This window comes from Kitasatospora sp. NPDC015120 (genome assembly GCF_043080305.1).
Lineage (GTDB): Bacteria > Actinomycetota > Actinomycetes > Streptomycetales > Streptomycetaceae > Kitasatospora.
Genome location: NZ_JBIBVJ010000013.1, coordinates 151,907 through 171,549, shown reverse-complemented (window position 1 = coordinate 171,549; position 19,643 = coordinate 151,907). Strand labels below are relative to the sequence as shown.

General features: G+C 74.1%; 14 protein-coding genes. 3 read left to right on the top strand and 11 right to left on the bottom strand.

The window, feature by feature from the left end:
- Positions 1-33: 33 nt before the first annotated feature.
- Positions 34-2,781, top strand: a complete 2,748-nt coding sequence (locus ACF1AK_RS26190; protein WP_391501266.1) for an AAA family ATPase — start codon at positions 34-36, stop codon at positions 2,779-2,781.
- Positions 2,782-2,862: 81 nt separating this feature from the next.
- Here the strand turns inward: ACF1AK_RS26190 and ACF1AK_RS26185 are convergent, their stop codons facing one another.
- Positions 2,863-3,792, bottom strand: a complete 930-nt coding sequence (locus ACF1AK_RS26185; RefSeq protein ID WP_391501265.1) for an alpha/beta hydrolase — start codon at positions 3,790-3,792, stop codon at positions 2,863-2,865.
- A 221-nt stretch (positions 3,793-4,013) separates the two neighbouring features.
- On the opposite strand from ACF1AK_RS26185, the gene ACF1AK_RS26180 reads away from it, so the two are divergent.
- Together ACF1AK_RS26180 and ACF1AK_RS26175 are read left to right on the top strand one after the other, a co-directional pair.
- Positions 4,014-4,310 (top strand): phosphopantetheine-binding protein, encoded by a 297-nt coding sequence (locus ACF1AK_RS26180; protein ID WP_391501299.1) that lies wholly within the window; start codon positions 4,014-4,016, stop codon positions 4,308-4,310.
- Positions 4,300-6,555 (top strand): amino acid adenylation domain-containing protein, encoded by a 2,256-nt coding sequence (locus tag ACF1AK_RS26175; RefSeq protein WP_391501264.1) that lies wholly within the window; start codon positions 4,300-4,302, stop codon positions 6,553-6,555. The genes ACF1AK_RS26180 and ACF1AK_RS26175 overlap by 11 nt, the downstream gene beginning before the upstream one ends.
- 116 nt (positions 6,556-6,671) lie before the next feature.
- On the opposite strand, the gene ACF1AK_RS26170 is transcribed toward ACF1AK_RS26175, so the two are convergent.
- From ACF1AK_RS26170 to ACF1AK_RS26125, 10 genes are read right to left on the bottom strand one after another with little or no spacing between them, the layout of a single operon-like run.
- Complete coding sequence (locus ACF1AK_RS26170) at positions 6,672-7,790, bottom strand: thioester reductase domain-containing protein (protein ID WP_391501263.1); 1,119 nt, start codon at positions 7,788-7,790, stop codon at positions 6,672-6,674.
- A gap of 36 nt (positions 7,791-7,826) precedes the next feature.
- Positions 7,827-14,090, bottom strand: coding sequence for an SDR family NAD(P)-dependent oxidoreductase (locus ACF1AK_RS26165; RefSeq protein ID WP_391501262.1), 6,264 nt, complete (start codon positions 14,088-14,090; stop codon positions 7,827-7,829).
- 12 nt (positions 14,091-14,102) lie between these two features.
- The gene (locus ACF1AK_RS26160) at positions 14,103-14,687 is read right to left on the bottom strand and encodes a 4'-phosphopantetheinyl transferase superfamily protein (RefSeq protein WP_391501261.1); all 585 of its coding nucleotides are present in this window, start codon (positions 14,685-14,687) and stop codon (positions 14,103-14,105) included.
- Positions 14,688-14,704: 17 nt separating this feature from the next.
- Entirely contained in the window at positions 14,705-14,959 is a 255-nt protein-coding gene (locus tag ACF1AK_RS26155) for a hypothetical protein (RefSeq protein ID WP_380287828.1), read from the bottom strand.
- Complete coding sequence (locus ACF1AK_RS26150) at positions 14,952-15,818, bottom strand: alpha/beta fold hydrolase (RefSeq protein WP_391501260.1); 867 nt, start codon at positions 15,816-15,818, stop codon at positions 14,952-14,954. The genes ACF1AK_RS26155 and ACF1AK_RS26150 overlap by 8 nt, the downstream gene beginning before the upstream one ends.
- 4 nt (positions 15,819-15,822) lie before the next feature.
- Positions 15,823-16,806, bottom strand: coding sequence for an NAD(P)H-dependent flavin oxidoreductase (locus ACF1AK_RS26145; RefSeq protein ID WP_391501259.1), 984 nt, complete (start codon positions 16,804-16,806; stop codon positions 15,823-15,825).
- On the bottom strand, positions 16,806-17,633 hold the full coding sequence (locus ACF1AK_RS26140; protein WP_391501258.1) for a hypothetical protein: 828 nt from the start codon (positions 17,631-17,633) through the stop codon (positions 16,806-16,808). Before ACF1AK_RS26140 ends, ACF1AK_RS26145 begins: the two co-directional genes overlap by 1 nt.
- The gene (locus tag ACF1AK_RS26135; protein WP_380287836.1) at positions 17,633-17,878 is read right to left on the bottom strand and encodes an acyl carrier protein; all 246 of its coding nucleotides are present in this window, start codon (positions 17,876-17,878) and stop codon (positions 17,633-17,635) included. Before ACF1AK_RS26135 ends, ACF1AK_RS26140 begins: the two co-directional genes overlap by 1 nt.
- Complete coding sequence (locus ACF1AK_RS26130) at positions 17,875-18,756, bottom strand: diiron oxygenase (RefSeq protein WP_391501257.1); 882 nt, start codon at positions 18,754-18,756, stop codon at positions 17,875-17,877. Before ACF1AK_RS26130 ends, ACF1AK_RS26135 begins: the two co-directional genes overlap by 4 nt.
- Before the next feature lie 14 nt (positions 18,757-18,770).
- The gene (locus ACF1AK_RS26125) at positions 18,771-19,640 is read right to left on the bottom strand and encodes a hypothetical protein (protein ID WP_391501256.1); all 870 of its coding nucleotides are present in this window, start codon (positions 19,638-19,640) and stop codon (positions 18,771-18,773) included.
- Positions 19,641-19,643: the final 3 nt, after the last annotated feature.

Genomic DNA, 19,643 nt, shown 5'->3' with positions numbered 1-19,643 from the left:
CCCCTTCACTGTGTTGCGAAATGGTGAGAAGTGATGGACAAGCTGGTCGAACGGGATTACGAAGAGCTGACACTGACCCAGGTCTACGACGAGTCCTCCCGGGGCAGATCCCGGATCGTGGCCCTCGGCGGCCCGCTGGCGAGCGGAAAGACCGCCCTGCTGGCCTCCTTCGCCCGCCGGACCGCCGACGCGGGCGCGAAGGTCCTGGAGGCCACCGCCTCCCGGGCCGAGCGCCATCAGCCGCTCGGAGTCATCGATCAACTGCTGCGGGCCCGGCGCCTCTTCTCGCACGGCGCGGCGCCCGAGGTCCGCTCGGCGGCGGACGGCGGGACGCGGGCCCGCGGCGAGATCCACCCGTCCGTCCTCGGTCTGCTGCACAGCGCCTTCCAGCGCCTGACCAGCGGCCGGCCCCTGGTCGTCTGCATCGACGACGCGCACTTCACGGACGTCGAGTCGCTGCAGTACCTGCTCGCGCTCGTCCGGCGGATGGGCGACGCGCCCCTGACGATCGCCCTCACCTACTGTCCGGACATGGGCCGCGGCGAGGTGCAGCGCCTGGTGCAGGCCGAGATCCTCCGGCTGCCGAACTGTACGAGGCTGGACGTCGAGCCGCTCTCCAGGGCCGGCGTCACGACGCTGCTGCAGGACCGCCTCGACCCCGGGACGGCCGGCCGGATCGCCGCCGAGTGCCAACGACTCAGCGGCGGCCGGCCGTTGCTGGTCCGGGCCCTGGCCGAGGACTACGCGAGGGGGGCGGCCGAGCCGGACGCCCGGCACCGGCCGGTCGCCGGGCCGGCCTTCGGCCGCGCCGTCCTCACCTGCCTCTACCGGGCCGAGCCGGTCGTGCTGGAGATCGCGCAGGCCATGGCCACGCTGGGCGACTTCCGCTCGGCCGCCGTGGTGGCCCGGCTGTGCGGCATGGACCCGGAGTCCGTCGGCCGGGTCGTCGCGACCCCCGGCGTCGGCGCGCTGCTGGACCACGACCTGCTCCGCCAGCCGAGCGTGCGCGAGGCCGTGCTCCGCAGCATCCCCGAACAGCAGCGCCAGATCCTGCGCTCGCGCGCCGCCCGGCTCCTGCACCACGAGGGCGCCCCGGCGGCGGTGACGGCGGAGCACCTGATGCGCGTCGACGAGGCGATCCCGTGGGCGCGGCAGGTCCTGTGCGAGGCCGCGGACCAGACCCTCGCGGGCGGGGACCACGAGACGGCCGTCGGATACCTGGAGCGGGCCCACCGGGAGAGCGCGAGCCGGCGCGAGCAGCTCGACATCGCCGCGAAGCTCGTCGACGTCGTGTGGTGCTACAACCCCGCGGCGGCGAAGAGCTACCTGCCCGACCTGGTGGCGGCGGCCGAGCGGGGCGAGCTCTCCGTGCGGCAGTCCGCGCCCGTCGTGCGGAGCCTGCTGTGGAACGGGCAGGTGGAGCTGGCGACGCGCGTGATGGCGCACCTCGACGACTCCCCCGCGCCGGGCGACGAGGACTCCGCCCGGTACGCCGAACCGCTGCGCCTGTGGCTCCCGCTGGCGTACCCGGGCATCGCGCCCACCCCGGGCAGCCCGGACGTGTCCCCGATGGGCGCCGGCCTCGACCCCGACCAGCGGGCCACCGCCGCGCTGGGCGCGGTCCTGCGGGGCGCCGGCGACGAGGAGGCCCTCCCGGCCGCGGAACTCGTCCTGCGCAAGGCCCTGGCCGGAGCGGCCGGCCCGGCCTCCTCGCTGGCCTCGCTGCTGGTCCTGATCTACTCCGACCACCTCGACAAGGCCTCGGCCTGGTGCGACGCCCTGCTCGCCTCCATCGGGAAGGCGTACGGACTGGTCTGGAACGCCCTGCTCATCTCGGCCCGCGCGGAGATCCACTACCGGCTGGGGGACCTCGCGAACGCCAAGCGCCAGGCCAAGGCCGCCTTCGCGCTGATGCCGAGGGAGAGCTGGGGGACGGCCATCGTCATCCCGCTGTCGCTCCTCATCCTCACCACCACGGCGATGGGGGACCTCGGGGAGGCCGAGACCTACCTCGACCTTCCGGTGCCCAGCGCCGCCTTCGGGACCCTCGGCGGGGTGGTGTACCTCGACGCCCGGGGCCATCTGCACCTGGCCCGCGGCCGCCACGGCGCCGCGCTCCAGGACTTCCTGGCGGCCGGACACCTGATGCGGCTCTGGGGGGCCGACTGCCCGTCGACGGTGGCCTGGCGCGTCAACGCCGCCCGGGCCCACCTCCACCAGGGCCGGGCGGCGCAGGCCAGGGAACTGCTGACGGAACAGCTGGCGCTGGTCCCCTCCGGTCACCCGCGCACCCGGGGCCAGGCCTACCGCGCGCTGGCGGCCACCCTCCGCGCCGACGAGCGCCCGCAGGTCCTGCTGAAGGCGGCGAGCGTGCTGGACCGCTGCGGCGACTCGCTGAACCTGGCGTACACGCTCACCGACCTCGGCCAGGCCTACGAGGTGCTGGACGACCCGGTCCAGGCCCGCTTCCACAGCCACATGGCCCGGACGCTGGCCGCCCAGTGCGCCGCGGCGTCCCTGCCGGAGCCACCGGCGGCGCAGACCAGGAAGGCCTGGACGCAGGAGAGTCCCGCGGACGCCGCCGAGCCGGTGCGCCGGCTCAGTTCGGCGGAGTGGCGGGTGGCCGAACTCGCCGCCGGGGGCTCCACCAACGAGCAGATCGCCCGCAAGCTGTTCATCACGGTCAGCACGGTCGAACAGCACCTCACCCGCTCCTACCGCAAGCTCGGCATCCGCCGCCGTACCCAACTGCCCTCGCGGCTGGCCGAACTGGTCCCGTGACCGGCGCCGCGCCACGGGCGCGCGAGCGGTCCGCCGCCGGTGTCCTCGACGGCACCGGCGGCGGACCGCCTCCCGGGCCGTTCAGGGCCCCAGCAGCGCGTCCAGCTCCTTGAGGACCCGCTCGGTGCAGGCCGCCGCCGCCGGCACGATGTCCTGCATCAGCAGGAAGCCGTGCACCAGCCCCTCCCCCGTGACCAGCCGGGCGGAGACGCCCGCGGCCCGCATCCGCGCCACCAGCTCCGCGCCCTCCTCGTGCAGCGGGTCGTACTCGGCGGTGGCCACGACCGTCGGCGCCAGGCCCCGGAGGTCCGCGTTCAGCAGGTCCACGGCGGTGTCGGCCCGCTGCCGCGGGTCGGGGACGTACTGGGCGTAGTTCCAGGCCATGTCCTCGGCGGTCAGCAGGTACCCCTCGGCGTGCGGGCTGGACGAGACCAGGGCCAGGCTCGGGTCGACCGGCGGGTAGATCAGGAGCTGGGCGGCGAAGCCGAGGTCACGGGCCTGCAGCGCGGTCCCGAGGGCGAGGCTCGCACCGGCGCTGTCGCCCGCGATCACGTGCGCCCGGCCGGGGAAGGTCCGGGCCGTCCAGCGGGCCGCGGCCATCGCGTCGTGCAGCGGCGCGGGGTACGGGGACTCCGGCGCCCGCCGGTAGTCGACCGCGACCACGACCGCGCCCAGGGACGCCGCCAGGATCCGGCAGGCCCGGTCGTGGCTGTCGAGGTCGCCCATCACCCACCCTCCGCCGTGCAGATAGGTGACCACCCTGTTCCCGGCCGGCCCGGCCGGCTGCGGGGTGTAGACCCTGAGCCGCAGCGTCGTTCCGTCCGGGCCGTCGGTCAGCCGGTCCTCCGCGTGCACGGCCGGGCCGCGGCGGTCGGCGTCGGAGAGCGGGCGCACGGCGTTCACCAGGTACCGTTCGCGGGCTCGGCCGACGGGCAGTTCGCGGTCCGGGACCGGGACGCCGTCCGAGCTCTGCCAGGCGATCAGGTGCCGGAGCAGTCGGTCCAGGGGCATCGCAACTCTCCCACGTACTCGCTCGTATCCGATCGGACGTGCCCCCGCGCGCCGCGCCGGGACACACGCGCTCCGAATCTATTTCGCCGCGGGCCCGGCGGAGAGTCCCGGCGCAGGAGACGTGCGGAACGCACGGCGATTGGTGCGTTTCTCATATCGCCCCGGAACCGGCCCCGCCGATATCGTGGCAGGTCGGTGAAAAATCGAAAAAGGTGCTGGTGATGGAGAACTTGTCCTCGCAATCCGCTGACCACGAATTCAGCGATCCGTCCGATCTCCTCGGCCTCGTCCGCTCGACCTGGCGGGAAATCCTGGATTTCGAACCGGACGACGACATCGGATTCTTCGACTGCGGAGGCGATTCGCACCGGCTGTTCGTCCTCATCGAGCTCCTCTCCAAGGCCAGCGGGATACGGCTCAAGACCCTGGACGTCATCCAGGCCGACACCATCAGCGGCCAGGCGGACCTGCTCGCCCGGCTGCGCCGGGCGGACGAGGAGTCCCCCCATGGCGTCTGAGGCCGCCGCGCACGCGTGGGCCGAGCGGCTGGCCGGCGTGCCGACGGCCCTGGAGATCCCGGCCGACCGGCCGCGGGCCCGGCGCGAGGGCACGGCCACCGGGCGGCTGCCCGTCGAGCTCCCGGCCGGCACGGCGCAGGCCGTCCTGGACCGCTCCCGGGCCCTGGAGGTGAGCCCGTCCGCCTTCCTGCTCGCCGCCTTCGGCCTGGCCCTGGGCCGGCTCACCGGTGCCGAACGGCTGCTGGTGGGCGTCGCCTCGCCCGCCGGGGACCTCCTGCCGGTGCGCATCGACATCGACGACGACCGCTCGCCGGACGCCTTCGTCGGCTCCGTCCACGATTCGCTCGCCTGGAGCCTGGAGGCCGACGGCATCGCCTTCCCCCGGCTCGTGGAACACCTGGGCATCGACTCCTCCGGCCCCGGCCACCCGCTCGTCCAGGCGGCCTTCGGCGACCACGACGACGACACCCGCTTCGACCTCAGCCTCCGGTTCGGGCCGGACGGGGCGGTCGGCACCGGTCACGCCGCCTACGCGACGGACCTGTGGAGCGCGGAGGAGGCACAGGGCTTCGTCCGCACCTACCTGGCGGCGGTGGAGCAGCTCGCCGAGGCGGCCGGCGACGGCCGCACGCTGGCGGACGTCCGGTGCATCTCCCCCGAGGGGCTGCGCACCCTGCGGCGTCTCAACGAGACCGCCGCCGACTTCCCGTCCGCCTCGCTGGACGCGCTGTTCCGCGCGGTGGCGGAGCGGCACCCCGACCGGGTGGCGGTCCGCGACGAGCGGACGTCCCTGACCTACGCCGAACTGGCCCGCGCGGCGGCCGAGCAGGCGCGGCGGCTGCGCGCCGCCGGCGTGCGGGAGGGCGACGCCGTCCTGGTCGCGGTGCCCCGGTCGGCGGCGGAGGCGGTCGCCGTGCTGGGCACGCTCTGGGCCGGCGGCGTCTACATCGGCGTGGACCTCGCCCAGCCCGCGGCGCACACCGCGAAGATCGTCGCCAGGACGGCGCCGGCCGCCGCCGTCGTCGGCGACGAGGACGCCGACGGGGTCCTGCGGCACGGCGTCCCCGTGACCGCCCCCTGGCAGCCGGACTGGGAGCCCGGCACCGAGCCGGTGCCGCCCGCCCCGGCCGACCCGGAGCGGCTGGCCTACATCGCCTTCACCTCGGGCTCCACCGGCGAGCCCAAGGGCGTGGCCGTCCCGCACCGCGGCGTCATCCGGCTGGTCCACGAGGCCGACTACCTGCTGCTCGGGCCGGAGGAACGGGTGCTGCGGCTGTCCGCGCTGGCCTTCGACGCCTCGACGTTCGAGCTCTGGGGCGCGCTGCTGTCCGGGGCGGCCCTGGAGGTCTGCCCGCCGGGGCTGCTGTCACCGGGCGAACTCGGCGCGTTCATCGCGGAGCGCGAGGTGACCGTGGCCTGGCTGACGGCCGGTCTCTTCCGGCTCGTCCAGGAGTTCGCGCCGGCCTCGCTGGGCACCCTGCGCCAGCTCCTCAGCGGCGGGGACGTGGTGCCCCACGAGCACGTCGCGCGGGCGCTCGCCGACCACCCCGGACTGACCGTCACCAACGGCTACGGCCCGACCGAGAACACGACGTTCACGACGTTCCACACCGTCCGGGAGCCGGCGCACGTCGACGGCCCGCTGCCGATCGGCACCCCCGTGCCCGGGACCCGCGTCTACGTCCTGGACCGGCGGGCGCGGCTGCTGCCGCCGGGGGCCGTCGGCGAGCTCTACACCGGCGGCGAGGGCCTCGCCACGGGCTACGTCAACGACAAGGAGGAGACCGACCGGTGCTTCGGCCGCTTCTCCCCCGACGTCCCCGAGCGGATCTACCGCACCGGCGACCTGGTCCGGCTGGACCGGGACGGCCGGATCCGGTTCCTCGGCCGGGCCGACCACCAGGTGAAGGTCCGCGGCTACCGCATCGAGCTCACCGCGATCAGCGACGTGCTGAACGGCTTCCCGGAGGTCGAGGACACCGTCGTCACCGTCGCCGAGGGCGGCACCGACAAGCGGCTGCTCGCCGCCGTGCGGCTCGCCCCGGGGACGGCCGTCACGCCCGTCGAGCTGCGGGACCGGCTGGCCGGGCGGCTGCCGTCCTTCATGGTGCCCGTGCTGTGGGCGGTGGTCGACCGGATGCCGGTCACCGCGAACGGCAAGGTCGACCGGCGCGCGCTCACCGCCGCGGCGCTGCCCGCCCAGGCGTTCGCCGCCCGGGCCAAGAAGGCCCGCCGGGAGGCGTGAGAACCACCCGCCGACGGCGGTGCCCCGGCCACCCGTGGCCGGGGCACCGCCGTTCGCGCGCCGTCACGCCTCCGCACCGGCCCGGGAACGCCGGAAGGGCCCTCACCGGGACCGGCTCAGACCCCCTGCGCCTGCGGCAGCGGGGCGAACCGGCTGAGTCCGGTGGCGACCAGCCGGTCGAAGAAGGACTCGTCGAGCGCCACCGGCTCCGGGAACGAGCGGCGCAGGGTGTCGTAGGTGCGGTCGCTGTGGACCGGCGGCGGCGGGTACGCCGGCTCCAGGCCCAGCATCCGGCGGCCGATCGCCCCCAGGTGGATCAGCGGGGCGACCTCGGGGTCCTCGCGGCGCTGCGCCGCGCGTTCCCACCACGTGTCGCGCGGCACCTCCTCCAGCCGGTACCCGGCCCGGCGCAGCGCGTCGATCCCGTGCATCAGCGACACCGGCCGGGGCCTGACCAGGTGGTAGGCCTCGCCCCCGCGCGCGTCGACGGACAGCCGGGTGAGGTGGCGCGCGACGAGGTCGACCGCCTCCCCGGGCACGGCCTCCGCGGCGTCCGGCGCACAGCCGATCGCCACGGCGGCGCGCAGCACCGGCATCAGCAGGTCCGAGGTGGAGGTGTCGCCGGTCACCGAGTGTCCGGTGACCAGCCCGGGGCGGTAGATCGTGCCGACGACCCCGTGGTCGGCGGCACGGCGCACCGCGCGTTCGGCGGCGACCTTGGAGCGCGGGTAGCCGAGCTCCCCCGCGGTGTCCATGGACGGCCGGGTGGACTCGTCCACCACGTCGATCCCGGCGCGGATCGCGTCGAGGAAGACCGCGAGCGTCGAGACGTAGTGGAACCGGACCCCGGTGCCCCGGCGTTCGCCGATGGCCGTGGCCAGCTCCAGCAGCTCCCGGGTGCCGCCGACGTTGGCGGGCGCGAGCTGCTGGTACGGCGCGGTGAGGTGGACCGAGGCGGCGCAGTGGAACACCTCGGTGACCTCGTCGGTCAGCCGGCTCCAGGCCTGCGGCGCCAGGCCCAGCCGGGGGGCCTCCAGGTTGGCCGGCACGGCGACCAGCCGGGCCGGGTCGTCGGTGCCGACCTCCGCCATCCGGTCCCGCAGCCGCCGGTCGGCGGCCGCGGGGTCCTTGGCCCGGACCAGGCAGTGGATGACGGAGTGGGGCAGTTCGAGCAGGGCTGCGGCCAGGTGGCCGCCGAGTGATCCGGTCGCACCGGACAGGACGATCGCGGTCATGCTTCCCCCAGGGGTTGCGCCGACGGGGACGGCGGCTCAGCTGCCGGCCGGCGTGGTGCCGATGAGGTCCGCCAGGTGCTGGGCCAGCGCCTGGGCCGAGTTGTTCTCGGCCACCGCCTTGGGGGCGATGCGGATGCCGAGGTTGGTCTCGATCCGGGTGCGCAGCTCCAGGTTGCCGAGCGAGTCCAGGCCGTAGTCGTTGAACGGCCGGCTCGGGTCGACGGAGCCCCGGACGATCGCCGCGGCCTCGCCCGCGACGAAGCGGCGCAGCCAGCCGAGCCGCTCCTCCGCCGGGAGCGCCTCGAACTCCAGCCGCAGTTCCGAGGACTGCGCCTGGTCGCCGCGGTTGTCCTGGAACGCCTCGGCGAACGGGCTGCGCTTGGCGAGCGCGGTCAGCCACGGCGCCCGGGCGAGCGGGAGGTAGCCGGTGTGGACGCGGGTGTGGCGCAGGAGGGCGTCGAAGGCGTGGGTCCCCTCCTCCGGGGTGATCATGGTGGTGTCCCCGGCCTCGGCGAGGACGGCGCCCCGGCCGATCTCGCCCCAGGCGCCCCAGGCGATCGTGGTCGCCGGCAGGCCCTTGGCGTGGCGCCAGGCAGCGAAGCCGTCGAGCCAGCTGTTGGCGGCGGCGTAGGCGCCCTGGCCGGGCGAGCCCAGCAGCGCGGCGGCCGACGAGAAGGTGCAGAACCAGTCCAGGTCGTCCTCGGCGGTGGCCTGGTGCAGGTACCAGGCGCCGTAGGTCTTCGGCGCCCAGTCCCGGTCGAGCAGTTCGGGCGTGATGCTCGGGACGGTCGCGTCCTCGACCACGGCCGCGGCGTGCAGGACGCCGCGCACCGCCAGCCCGGTGGCCCGGGCCGCGGCCGCCAGCCGTTCGGCGGTCCCGGGGTCCGCGATGTCCCCGCGCTCGACGTGCACCTCGGTGCCGGCCTCGCGCATCGCCCGGATCTCGCGGAGCGCCGGCTCGTCGGGCGCGGACCGGGCGTTGAGCACCAGCCGGCCTGCGCCGGCCGCGGCGAGGTGGCGGGCCAGGCGCAGGCCGAGGCCGCCCAGGCCGCCGGTGATGATGTACGCGCCGTCGGCGCGGAACACCGGGACCCGCTCCGGCGGGAGCACCGCCGCCGTGCCCGGCTCCACCGCCGTGGTGAGCACGAGCTTGCCCATGTGCTGGGCGGAGGCCATCTGCCGGATCGCGGTCGCCGCGTCGGCCAGCGGGAACGCGGTCGCCATCGGCGGCGCGAGCTCCCCGGCCGCCATCCGGTCGGAGACCTCCCTCAGCAGGCGGCCGAGCCGGGCCGGGTCGGCGACGGCCATCAGTTCGAGGTCGACGCTGAAGAAGGCCAGGTTGCGGCGGAAGGGCGCCAGGCCGAGCTTCCCGTCGCGGTAGATGTCCCGCTTGCCGATCTCGACGAAGCGGCCGCCGAAGGCGAGCAGGTCGAGGCTGGCGCGCTGCGCGGCCCCGGTCAGCGAGTTGAGCACCACGTCGACGCCGGCGCCGCCGGTGTCCTCGCGGATCTGCTCGGCGAACTCCAGGCTGCGGGAGTCGTAGACGTGCTGGACGCCCTGGGCGCGCAGCCACTCCCGGCGCTCCTCGCTGCCGGCCGTCGCGTAGATCTCCGCCCCGACGTGGCGGGCGACCGCCATGGCCGCCTGCCCCGTGCCGCCGGTGGCCGAGTGGATCAGCACCCGCTCGCCGGCGCGCAGCCGGGCCAGGTCCATCAGCCCGTACCAGACGGTGGCGTAGACGGCGGGGACGGCCGCGCCCTCCTCGACGCTCAGGCCGGCCGGCAGCGGTGCCGCCAGCGCCGCGTCGAGGGTGGCGTGGGTTCCCCAGGCGCCCTCGGTGGCGGCGCCGGTCATCACCCGGTCGCCGGCCCGGAACTCGGTGACGCCCTCGCCGACCCGCACGACGGTGCCCGCGCAGTCGACGCCGAGCGCCGGCGTCACCCCCTCGAAGGCGAAGTAGTTGCCGTGGGCGAACAGGACGTCGTGGAAGTTGACGCTCGCGGCGCCGATCTCGATCTCGATCTGGCCCGCGCCGGGCGCGCGGCGGCCGACCAGCGTCAGTTCCAGCGTGTCCAGGTCGCCGGGCCGGCGGATCTCCATCCGCACGCCGTCGTCCTCGCGGCCGACCGCGGCCGTGCGGCGTTCGTCGGCGGCGAGCGGCGTGTGCTGGAGCCGCGCGGTGTACCAGCGGCCGGCGCGCCAGGCGGTCTCGTCCTCGGGCGTGTCCGAGGTGAGCTCCGCCGCCAGGCTCTTCGCCACCGCACCCCGGTCGGGATCGGCGTCGATGTCGATCTGGGTGACCCGCAGATCGGTGAACTCGGCGCCGATGACCCGCAGCAGGCCGCGGATCCCGGCGTGTTCGAGGTTGACCCGGTCGCCCGGCAGCACCGGCTGCGCGCCCTGGGTGATGCCGTACAGCCGGGGCGGGGCGCCGTCGCCGGCGGCCAGCTCCTGCGCCACCTCGACGACCGAGCCGATCAGCTCGCGGCCGCGGGCGATGGCGTCCGCACCGGCGAGGCCGGACGGCGGCGGGCAGAGCAGCACGACGCCGTGCCAGGTCGTGTCGGACACCGTGGGCCTGGTGCCGGCGGCCGGCCACGGCCGGACCACGCACGTGCCGCCCTGGTCGCGCAGCGCCTCCGCGAGCTCCTCGGACGCGCTCCCGGCCGGGGCCAGGATCAGCCACGGCGCGGCGGCGGCCTTCGCCGGGGCGTCCGACAGCTCCGCCTGCTGCCAGCCGATGGTGAGCAGGCGCTCGTTGAGCAGCTGGCCGGCGTTCTCCTCGTCCCCGGCGCTGGTGCCCATGACCAGGCCGTCGACGGTCAGCAGCACCGAGCCGTACTTGTCGGTCAGCTGCAGGTCGGCGATCACCCGGTTGCTGTCGCTGGAGCGCAGCCGGACGAAGCAGTACCCGGCGGTGCCGGCGGGCGCCCACACCTGGAGCCGCTGGACCTCCAGCGGGAGCAGCAGGCCGCCCCCGCCCTCGCCGGAGACGGCGGGCAGCGCGGCGACGCACTGGAAGCAGGCGTCCAGCAGGGCCGGGTGGACGAGGAAGCCGTCCTGCGAGCTGCGCAGCTGCGAGGGGAGGGCGACCTCGGCGAGCACCGTCTGGCCGCCGTCCGGCGCCGAGCGCCGGTGGGCGGCGACGGCGCCCTGGAACGCGGGGCCGTACTGGATGCCGCGCTCGGTCAGGGTGCTGCGCAGCTCGTCGCCGGAGACCCGCTCGGTGTGCTCCTCCAGCAGCAGGTCGATGTCCAGCGGGACGGGCTCGGCCCGGTCCGCCGGCGCGCTGTGCAGGGTGGCCGAGGCGAGGCGGGAGCGCTCGTCGTTCTCGGTGATGGACGCCTCCCACTGCGCCCGCCCGGGGATCTCCACCGCCGCGGTCGTGGTGACCTCGGTGTGGCCGCTGAGCAGCAGCATGCGCTCGAAGGCGAGGCCGTGGACCTCGGCGCCGGGGCCGAAGGCCTCGGCGGCGGCGCTGAGCGCGGACTCGCAGTGCCCCGCGCCCGGGTAGGCGGCGACGTCCCGGACCCGGTGGTCGGTCATCCAGGGCAGCACCGCGGTGCCGACGTCGGACTGCCAGGCGTGGCGCTCCTCGTCCTCGTCGAGGCGGACGTGCACGCCCAGCAGGGGGTGGATCTTGACGGTGTGGGCGGGCCGCGACTGGCCGGTGCGCACCAGCAGGTGCTGGCGGGTCCAGGTCGGCAGCGGGGCGTCGACCAGCGCGCCGTCCGGGTGGAGGGCGGCGAAGTCGACGCCGCCGCCCGCCGCGTGCACCTCGACGAGGGCGTTCAGCAGGCCGTTCGGGGTCTCCTGGCCGCGGCGCATGCTCGCGATGGCGGCGGCCGGCAGGCTGGCGGAGCGGGCGCACTGGTCCACCGCGCGGGTCAGCAGCGGGTGCGGGGAGAGCTCCAGGAACACGCGGTGGCCGTCGTCGAGCGCGGCGGTGACCGCGCTGCCGAAGCGGACGGCGCGGCGGAGGTTGTTGACCCAGTACTCGGCGTCGAAGGACGGCCGGGCCCGCGGGTCGTCCAGGGCGGTCCCGTAGAACGGCACCGTCCCGGTGGCGGGGTCGAGGTCGGCGAGCACCTCGGCGAGCTCGTCCAGGATCGGGTCCACCTGCGGGGAGTGCGAGGCGACGTCGACGGCCACCTCGCGGGCGAGCACGCCGCGGCGCTCGTACTCCGCGACCAGGCCGCGCACCCGCTCGGTGGCGCCGCCGATGACGGTGGACTCCGGCGAGGCGATGACCGAGACGACGACGTCGTCGAACTCGGCGAGTTCCTTCTCCAAGGTGGCGGCGGGCAGCTCGATGGAGGCCATCGCGCCCGCGCCGGCGAGCCTGGCGCACAGCTTGGAGCGGCGGCAGATCACCTTGACGCCGTCCTCCAGGGAGAGCGCTCCGGCGACGACGGCCGCCGCGACCTCGCCGAGCGAGTGCCCGATGACCGCGCCGGGGCGCACGCCGGCCGCCCGCCAGGCCGCGGCGAGGGCAACCTGCATGGCGAACAGCGTCGGCTGCACGCGGTCGATGCCGGTCACCGTCTCGGGCCGGGTCATCGCCTCGGTCACCGAGAAGCCGGACTCCCGCTGGACGAGCGGCTCGACCTCGGCCACCGTCGCGGCGAACTGCGGCTCCGTCTCCAGGAGCTGGGCCCCCATGCCGGCCCACTGGGAGCCCTGGCCGGAGAAGAGCCAGACGGGGCCGCGCGAGTCGTCGCCGACCACCGGCGCCGGGGGCCGCTCGGCGACCTGCTCGCCGATGCCGCGCAGTCCGGCGATCAGCTCGGCGCGGTCGGCGGCGATCACGGCGGTCCGCACGCCGCGGTGCTCGCGGCTGCGGGCGAGGGTGCGGCCGAGGTCGGCCAGCGCCGTCTCCTCGTGGGCGTCCAGCCAGTCCGCGATGCGCGCCGCGGTCGGCGCGAGCTCCTCGGCGGAGGTGGCCGAGAGCGGGAAGAGCCGCCGCCGCGGGCCGTTCTCCTGCGCGGGGGCCGGCGCCCCGGCGACGGCCGGCGCCTCTTCGAGGATCACATGGGCGTTGGTGCCCGACATGCCGAAGGAGGAGACCGCCGCGCGGCGCGGGCCCTGCTCGACCGGCCAGGACTGCATCTCGGCCGGCACGAACAGCTGGGTGTCGAGCGGGCTGATCTCCTTGTTGAGCTCCTTCAGGTGCAGCGTCCCCGGCACCACGCCGTGCTGCAGCGCGAGGACCGCGGTGATCAGGCCCGCCGCGCCCGCCGCGGACTCGGTGTGGCCGATGTTGGACTTCACCGAGCTGACGGCGCACGCGCTGTCGCCGCGGCCGTACACCTCGGCGAGGGCGCGGAACTCGATCGGGTCGCCGACCGGGGTGCCGGTGCCGTGGGCCTGGATGAGGCCGACGCTCTCGGCCGCGACGCCCGCGTCGGCGAGCGCCGCCCGGTGGACGGCCACCTGGGCGGACTCCGAGGGCATGGTGACCGTCTCGGTGCGGCCGTCCTGGTTGGAGGCGACGCCCTTGATGATCGCGAGGATGCGGTCGCCGTCGGCCACCGCGTCGCTGGCGCGCTTGAGCAGCACCATGCCGCAGCCCTCGGAGCGGACGAAGCCGTCCGCGCCCTGGTCGAACGGCCGGCACCGGCCGGTGGGCGAGAGCATGCCGAGACCGGACGCGGAGGTCGCCGCCTCCGGGACCAGCATGAGCATGCAGCCGCCGGCGAGCGCCATGTCGCTCTCGCCGCTGCGGATGCTCTGGACGGCGAGGTGCACCGACATCAGGCCCGAGGAGCAGGCGGTGTCGATGCTCAGGGCCGGACCGGCGAGGTCCAGCGCGAAGGCGATCCGGCCGGAGCCCATGCTCAGGGCGGGGCCGGTGAACCCGTACGGGTGGACCTGCTCCTGCTCCTGGGGGCCGTGGCTGGCGAGCGCGTAGTCGATGTGGGCCATGCCGACGAAGACGCCGGTGCGCGTGCCCGCCAGCGCGGACGGCTGAATGCCGGCGTGCTCGACCGCCTCCCAGGCGGTCTCCAGCAGCACCCGGTGCTGCGGGTCGGTCGCCAGCGCCTCACGCTCACTGAGCTTGAAGAACTTCGCGTCGAATCCGGCGATGTCGGTGAGGAAGCCTCCCCACCGGGACACCGAGCGGCCTGGCACGCCCTGCTCGGGGTCGTAGTACTCCTCGGCGTCCCACCGGTCGGCCGGGATCTCGGTGATCGCGTCGCCTCCGCGCTCGATCAGGTCCCACAATGCCTCCGGCGAATCCACTCCGCCCGGAAATCGGCACCCGATGCCGATGACCGCTATGTCCCTCGGGTCCGACACGACGACTCCTTCTCAGAATTCATCTGTGGTCTGTACGTTGGGGTGATGCAGAAATGCCACGGCGATGGAGAGTTCCGGCCCGGAACGGACCCAGACCGGCACCCGCGCGCCGCGGAAGGACGCTTCCAGTGCGTCGCCGGACCGACTGAGCCCGACATGCCAGAACACCAGGTCGTTCTGGTTCTCCGGGCCGTGGAGCGCTTTGAAGGCGGCTTCCTTGGCGGCGAAGAGCTCGCGTGAGGTGAATTCCGCCCGCGGCGCGAGCAGAGCGTGCCGCTCGGATGCGCGCAGCACGAAACGGGCGACGCGGGGGCCGATGACCGCGTCCTCGATGTCGACGCCGACCGCCGCGGCGCCGGGGGCGACCACCGCGACCGCCAGCCGGGCGGTGTGCGAGATCGAGCCGGCGAATCCGCGCGGGAAGCGCGGCCGTCCGTCGGGATCCCGCGGCACCACCCGGTCGGCGGCGCCGGCCGCGGCCAGCGCCGCCGAGGCGGCACGACGGCCGGCCGCGAACTCCTCGGCCGGCCCGTACGGCGGCCGCACCGGGCTCCAGGCGGCGCGGAGGTCCGGGGGCACTCCGGCCGGGAGGTCCAACGCGGCCACCGTCGGTCTCAGACCCGCAGCGCCAGCACGTGGTCGGCGAGCGAGTCGATGGAGCGCAGGACCTCCGGGCGGACGTCGTCGTCCCACTCGAAGCCGAAGTCGTCCTCCATCGCCACCAGCAGGCTGACCAGGGCGTTGGAGGAGACCCCCGCCTGGCGCAGCGACGCGGAGTCGGGAACGGCCGCCAGGAAGCCCGCGTCGGTGAACAGTCCGACGAGCAGTTCCCTGATGCGCAGCCGCACCTCGGCCGCCTGCTCAGGCATCCGTGTCCACTCCCTGGATGAAGGCGTGGACCAGGTCCTGGAAGGTCTCGGCGTCGTCCACGTACGGCACGTGGCCGGCGGTGGGCATGACCTCGGCGCGGCCGTTCGGGAACTGCTCGGCCAGCTGCCGGGCACCGGTGGGGCTGAGCAGGAAGTCGTCGTCGCCGACGACGACCAGCGCGGGCGCCTCGATGCCGGCGAGCAGCTCCGGCTTGTGGTCGTCCTTCATGGACCGGCGCAGGCCGTTGCCGAGGTCCTCGACGGTGGAGAGCGCCGAGAAGGCCTCGCGGAAGCCGAGGAAGCCCGGCGAGCCGAGGAACTCGTTCATCTCGGCGCTGAAGACCTCCGGGTAGAGGTGCTCGTAGAGCGCGGCGATGCCGTGGGTCTCCAGCGTGCGCAGCCACGCCCGCTGGATCTGGCGCTGGCGCCGCATGCCCTTGGGGCCGAAGACCGGGCCCGCGAGCACGATGCCCTTGATCCGGTCCGGGTGCTTGATCGCCATGTCCCGCGCCAGGATGGTGGAGGTGGACACGCCGACGAGGTACGTCGACTCGATCTCCAGCGCGTCCAGCAGCCCGATCAGGTCGGCCATGTGCTCGTCCCAGGTGGGCTCCTCGGCGACGTGCGAGGACGCGCCGTGGTTGCACAGGTCGTAGCTGATGAGGCGGTAGTCCTTCTCCAGCTGCTCGGTGAAGACCCGCCACGAGGGGCTGGTCAGGAAGAAGGCGTTGAGCAGGGTGATCGGGGTGCCCTCACCGCGGGACTCGTAGTAGATCTCCACCCCCTCGCGCGTCCGGACCCGAGGAACGTCCTCGCGGTAGGTGAGGTCCAGGCGGGACAGGTTCTCGTACCCTGGCATGGTTCTATCCTTTCCCTGCTTCGAGGGCCCCGGGGCCCGGGAGCATGCGAGCGAATCCGGCGACGATGTCGGCGGCCGGGACCTCCTGCGCGATGTCGCCGCAGGAGAGGCCGCAGTACATCGCCATCTCCTCGATGCGGCCGCTGGTGGCGACGGTCGGCACCGCGGCGCTGAACCGCGGCACCACGTAGGGCTTGCCCTCCACCACGGTGCGGCCGATGAAGTTCTTGGGCTGGTCCGGGTCGCGGGTGACGTCCGTCGCGAGGACGCGGTGCCGCCGGCCCGGCCACCCGATCTCGTACACGTCGGTGATGACCGTGTCGTCCTCGGCGGAGGCGCAGACCGCCGACTTGAAGTACGGGTGGGCCATCGACTCGCGGGCGACCACGAAGGCGGTGCCGAGCAGCACGCCGTCGGCTCCGGCGGCGACCGCCTCGGCCGCCGCCCGCGGGGAGCCGATCCCGCCCGCCGCGACGAGGCAGGCGTCGGGCAGCCGCGTGCGCAGCTCGCCGACCAGGGCGTCCCGGTGCGCCGTGCCGAGGAGGTGACCGCCCGCCTCGGTGCCCTGCACCACGACGACCGCGCCGTACCCGGCCGCGCGCACCCCCTCCTCCACCGTCCCGACCTGGACGACGAGTCGGCGCCCCGCGTCGGTGATCCGCTTCAGCACGGCGTCCTCGGCCGGGCCGAAGAGCGAGAGGTACACGGTCTGCGGCGTCTCGTCGAGCACCTGCTCGACCTGCTCGACGAGCGTCCGCGGGCCGACGACCTCCTCGATCAGGTTCACCCCGACCGGGAGGCCGGTCCCCGCGACCAGCCGCCCGAGCATCGCCGACAGCGCCTCGCCGACCAGCTTGTAGCCGCCCGCGCAGCCCGCCGCGCCGGCCTCGGACACCGCGCAGGCCAGGTCCGGGCCCGCGACGCCGCCCATCCCCGACTGCAGCAGGCTCACCCGGATCCCGAGCTTCTGGGCCAACGTGACGCGCATCAGCCGAGGCTCTCCACGGCGGCCAGCGCGGCGGCGGTGTCGCCGAAGCGCTGGGTCAGGGTGTGCACCCAGCGCTCCAGCCCGAAGGCGAGGCAGCTGGTGTGCGCCGTGTCGTCGCCCGCCTGGATGGAGCACCGCTCGCCGAAGAAGTTGCGGTGGTAGTTGACCGAGCCGATCGCCAGGCCGTTGACGACGAACTCCTCCTTGACCGGGAAGAGCCGCTGCATCTTGGCCTTGCCGCTGTTCTTGTCGAAGAACGGGTCGGTGGCCACCTCGACCCGGACGTCCAGGCCGAGCCGGTCCAGCAGCGCCAGCACGGTCTCCTTGGCCCGGCGCAGGTGCTCCTTGGCGCCGTCCTCCGGGCCGATGAAGACGATCTCGCGCATGGAGAAGCCGAGCAGCCGCTGCAGGCCGTCGTAGTGGTCCTCGTTGCGGAAGCAGGTGGCGACGGTGGTGCGCAGCACCCCGGCGTCGGGCAGCGTGCGGCCGGCCAGGTCCAGGTAGATGGCGTAGCAGGCCGCGGACGGCAGCGCGAACGCGGTCGGCTCCATGATCCCGGGCGGGACGCGGTCCAGCGGCCGCTCGGCCTCGGTCAGCAGCTTGCCGAGCCGCGCCGGGTCGAGCCGGGTGGCGGCCAGGCCCAGGTGCGGGAAGTTGTCGAAGTAGTCGAAACGGTCCAGGTCCTGGGTGCGGATCAGGAACGGGAACCGGAACTCCGGCGCCTGCCAGCCGTCGGCCAGGCGCAGGAACGCCGCGTCCAGCGCCCGCAGCAGGCGCAGCTGGCCCGCGTCGAGAACGCCCAGGCCGTTGTCGGATACCGTGGTCATCAGGCCGCCTTCCGGCTGAAGAATCGCGCTTCGATCGCGTCGAGGGTGCGGAAGTCGTCCAGGTCGACGTCCTCGGGGTCGATCTGCTCGCCGGTCAGCTCCTCCAGCAGGAAGATGAACTCGACGAAGGCGAGCGAGTTGATCGCCCGGCTGTCGATCAGGTCCAGGTCCCCGTCCAGCTTTTCGAGCCCGGGGTTGCGGACCAGAATGAACTCGTGCACGCCCTTCATGGCTTCGGCACTCATTCGACGGGCTCCTTGAGGCTCACGCCCGACTTCGCCAGGAACTTGCGGGTCCGCTTGAGAATCCGCTCGTGCGCTTCCTGGCGGGCGGGGTGCTCCAGGGCGCGGCGACGCAGCCCCAGCGCGTCCGGGATGCCGGCGTCGCGGTAGGCGGCGGGGTTGTAGAGGGTGGCGATGCTGTACTGGAGGTAGCCCTCCAGGTACTCGGCGATCAGCGGGACCTCGTCGGGGTCGTTCCGCTTCACCTGCTCCAGCAGATTGGTGAACATCATCCGGCCGAAGGCGACGTGACGGCTCTCGTCCTGGTGGTGGACCCGGTTCACCTCGCGGGCGATGTGCGGCAGCGTCATGTCGGTCGCCATGTGGGCGTTGAAGTGGTCGACGATCTCCTCGAAGATCAGGACCCTCGCGAACACGACGAGTTCCCGGGCGAGCGGCGAGAGGTGGTCCACCGAGTCGGCCTGCAGCTTCGGCTGCGCCGGGTACAGCTTGCCGCCGTAGCGCAGGCAGAACTGGGCGAAGAACCACATGTGCTCGTTCTCTTCGCCGATGAAGTGGTGGAGGAACTCGGAGACGCCGGCGTAGGTGCGCTCGTGGATGCGCATCACCACCTCGCTCAACAGCTCACGGATGCCGTGGATGTTGAGGCTGAAGAAGTTGACCGCCTCGAACCTGGTGAGCGCGAGCTGCTGTTCGCGGGTCAGCTCGTCCCACATCTCCGTGCCGGCGAGCGTGGTCAGGCTCTCGCTCATCCACGGCATGTCGGACTCGATCGCGTCCGGCCACTCGAAGATCGTGTAGGGGTTGTAGTAGCCGGACTCGGCCATCTGCTCCAGCCGGTCCAGGTCCAGTACGACCGGCTCGATGTCACGTATCGCCATGTGCAGTCGTCTCCTCAACGCACCGATCGGATGTCCGCGCGCACGTGGAGCGGCGTCCGCGAGCCGCACTCGTGATGGCCCAGGGGGGCGTTGCCCTGCGCCGTGGACGGAATGACTTTGTTGTAGATCGACCCGAGGCACAGCTCCCGGAACCCGCCGGTGTTCCCCGGGAGCCGGGCGGCCAGCTGCGACTTCGCGATGTCGATGGTCTTGACCCGGCCGTCGTCGTCCTCAAGCTCGACGCTGGCGTGCGGCAGGTCGAGGGCGCCGCCGAGCACCCCGCAGAACCAGCCCCGCCTGGCCTCGGCCCGGTAGCCGGCCTCCCGGAACCGCTCGGCCAGCAGCAGGCTGGCCGCGATGCAGCTGGTCGCGCCCAGCTGGTGCACCAGCCGGTAGTCGGCCTGCATCGGCACCGGGATCATCTGCCAGCGGTAGCCGGCCGCCAGGTAGTCGGCGGTCAGCTCCCGCAGGACCGGGGAGACCACCGGGGTGTGCGCACCCGTGGTGGTGACCGTGGCCGTCCAGGTGGCCGCCCCCGCCCCCGGCTCCGGCCGCGTCACGTCGGCGACGCTGCCGCCGAAGCGGGCGATGTCCGGCTCCTCCAGGCGCCAGGGCGCCTCGCCCTCGCAGTCCGGGCACTCCAGCCGGACCTGGAACTCCCAGGTCTTGTCGTGCAGCAGGGCGTCCACCGGCCGGCTCGCGAACCGGAACAGCATCCGGAACGCGAGCTCCGGCTGCGTCTGCCCGGTGCCGGAGTACATCCCGAGGTTGTAGAGGTCGTTCGGGTCGAAGCAGCGAACGCCGTCCCGCTCCTCGAAGGGAAGGCCCGCGGCGACGAGCCGGTCGATCTCCGCAGGCCCGCAGCGCAGCATCTCCTGCGCCACCGA

Coding starts and splice junctions, on each gene's coding strand:
- ACF1AK_RS26190 (WP_391501266.1), top strand. CDS start 34: ATGGACAAGCTGGTCGAACGGGATTACGAAGAGCTGACACTGACCCAG.
- ACF1AK_RS26185 (WP_391501265.1), bottom strand. CDS start 3,792: ATGCCCCTGGACCGACTGCTCCGGCACCTGATCGCCTGGCAGAGCTCG.
- ACF1AK_RS26170 (WP_391501263.1), bottom strand. CDS start 7,790: ATGACCGCGATCGTCCTGTCCGGTGCGACCGGATCACTCGGCGGCCAC.
- ACF1AK_RS26175 (WP_391501264.1), top strand. CDS start 4,300: ATGGCGTCTGAGGCCGCCGCGCACGCGTGGGCCGAGCGGCTGGCCGGC.
- ACF1AK_RS26145 (WP_391501259.1), bottom strand. CDS start 16,806: ATGCGCGTCACGTTGGCCCAGAAGCTCGGGATCCGGGTGAGCCTGCTG.
- ACF1AK_RS26140 (WP_391501258.1), bottom strand. CDS start 17,633: ATGACCACGGTATCCGACAACGGCCTGGGCGTTCTCGACGCGGGCCAG.
- ACF1AK_RS26150 (WP_391501260.1), bottom strand. CDS start 15,818: ATGCCAGGGTACGAGAACCTGTCCCGCCTGGACCTCACCTACCGCGAG.
- ACF1AK_RS26130 (WP_391501257.1), bottom strand. CDS start 18,756: ATGGCGATACGTGACATCGAGCCGGTCGTACTGGACCTGGACCGGCTG.
- ACF1AK_RS26135 (WP_380287836.1), bottom strand. CDS start 17,878: ATGAGTGCCGAAGCCATGAAGGGCGTGCACGAGTTCATTCTGGTCCGC.
- ACF1AK_RS26155 (WP_380287828.1), bottom strand. CDS start 14,959: ATGCCTGAGCAGGCGGCCGAGGTGCGGCTGCGCATCAGGGAACTGCTC.
- ACF1AK_RS26180 (WP_391501299.1), top strand. CDS start 4,014: ATGGAGAACTTGTCCTCGCAATCCGCTGACCACGAATTCAGCGATCCG.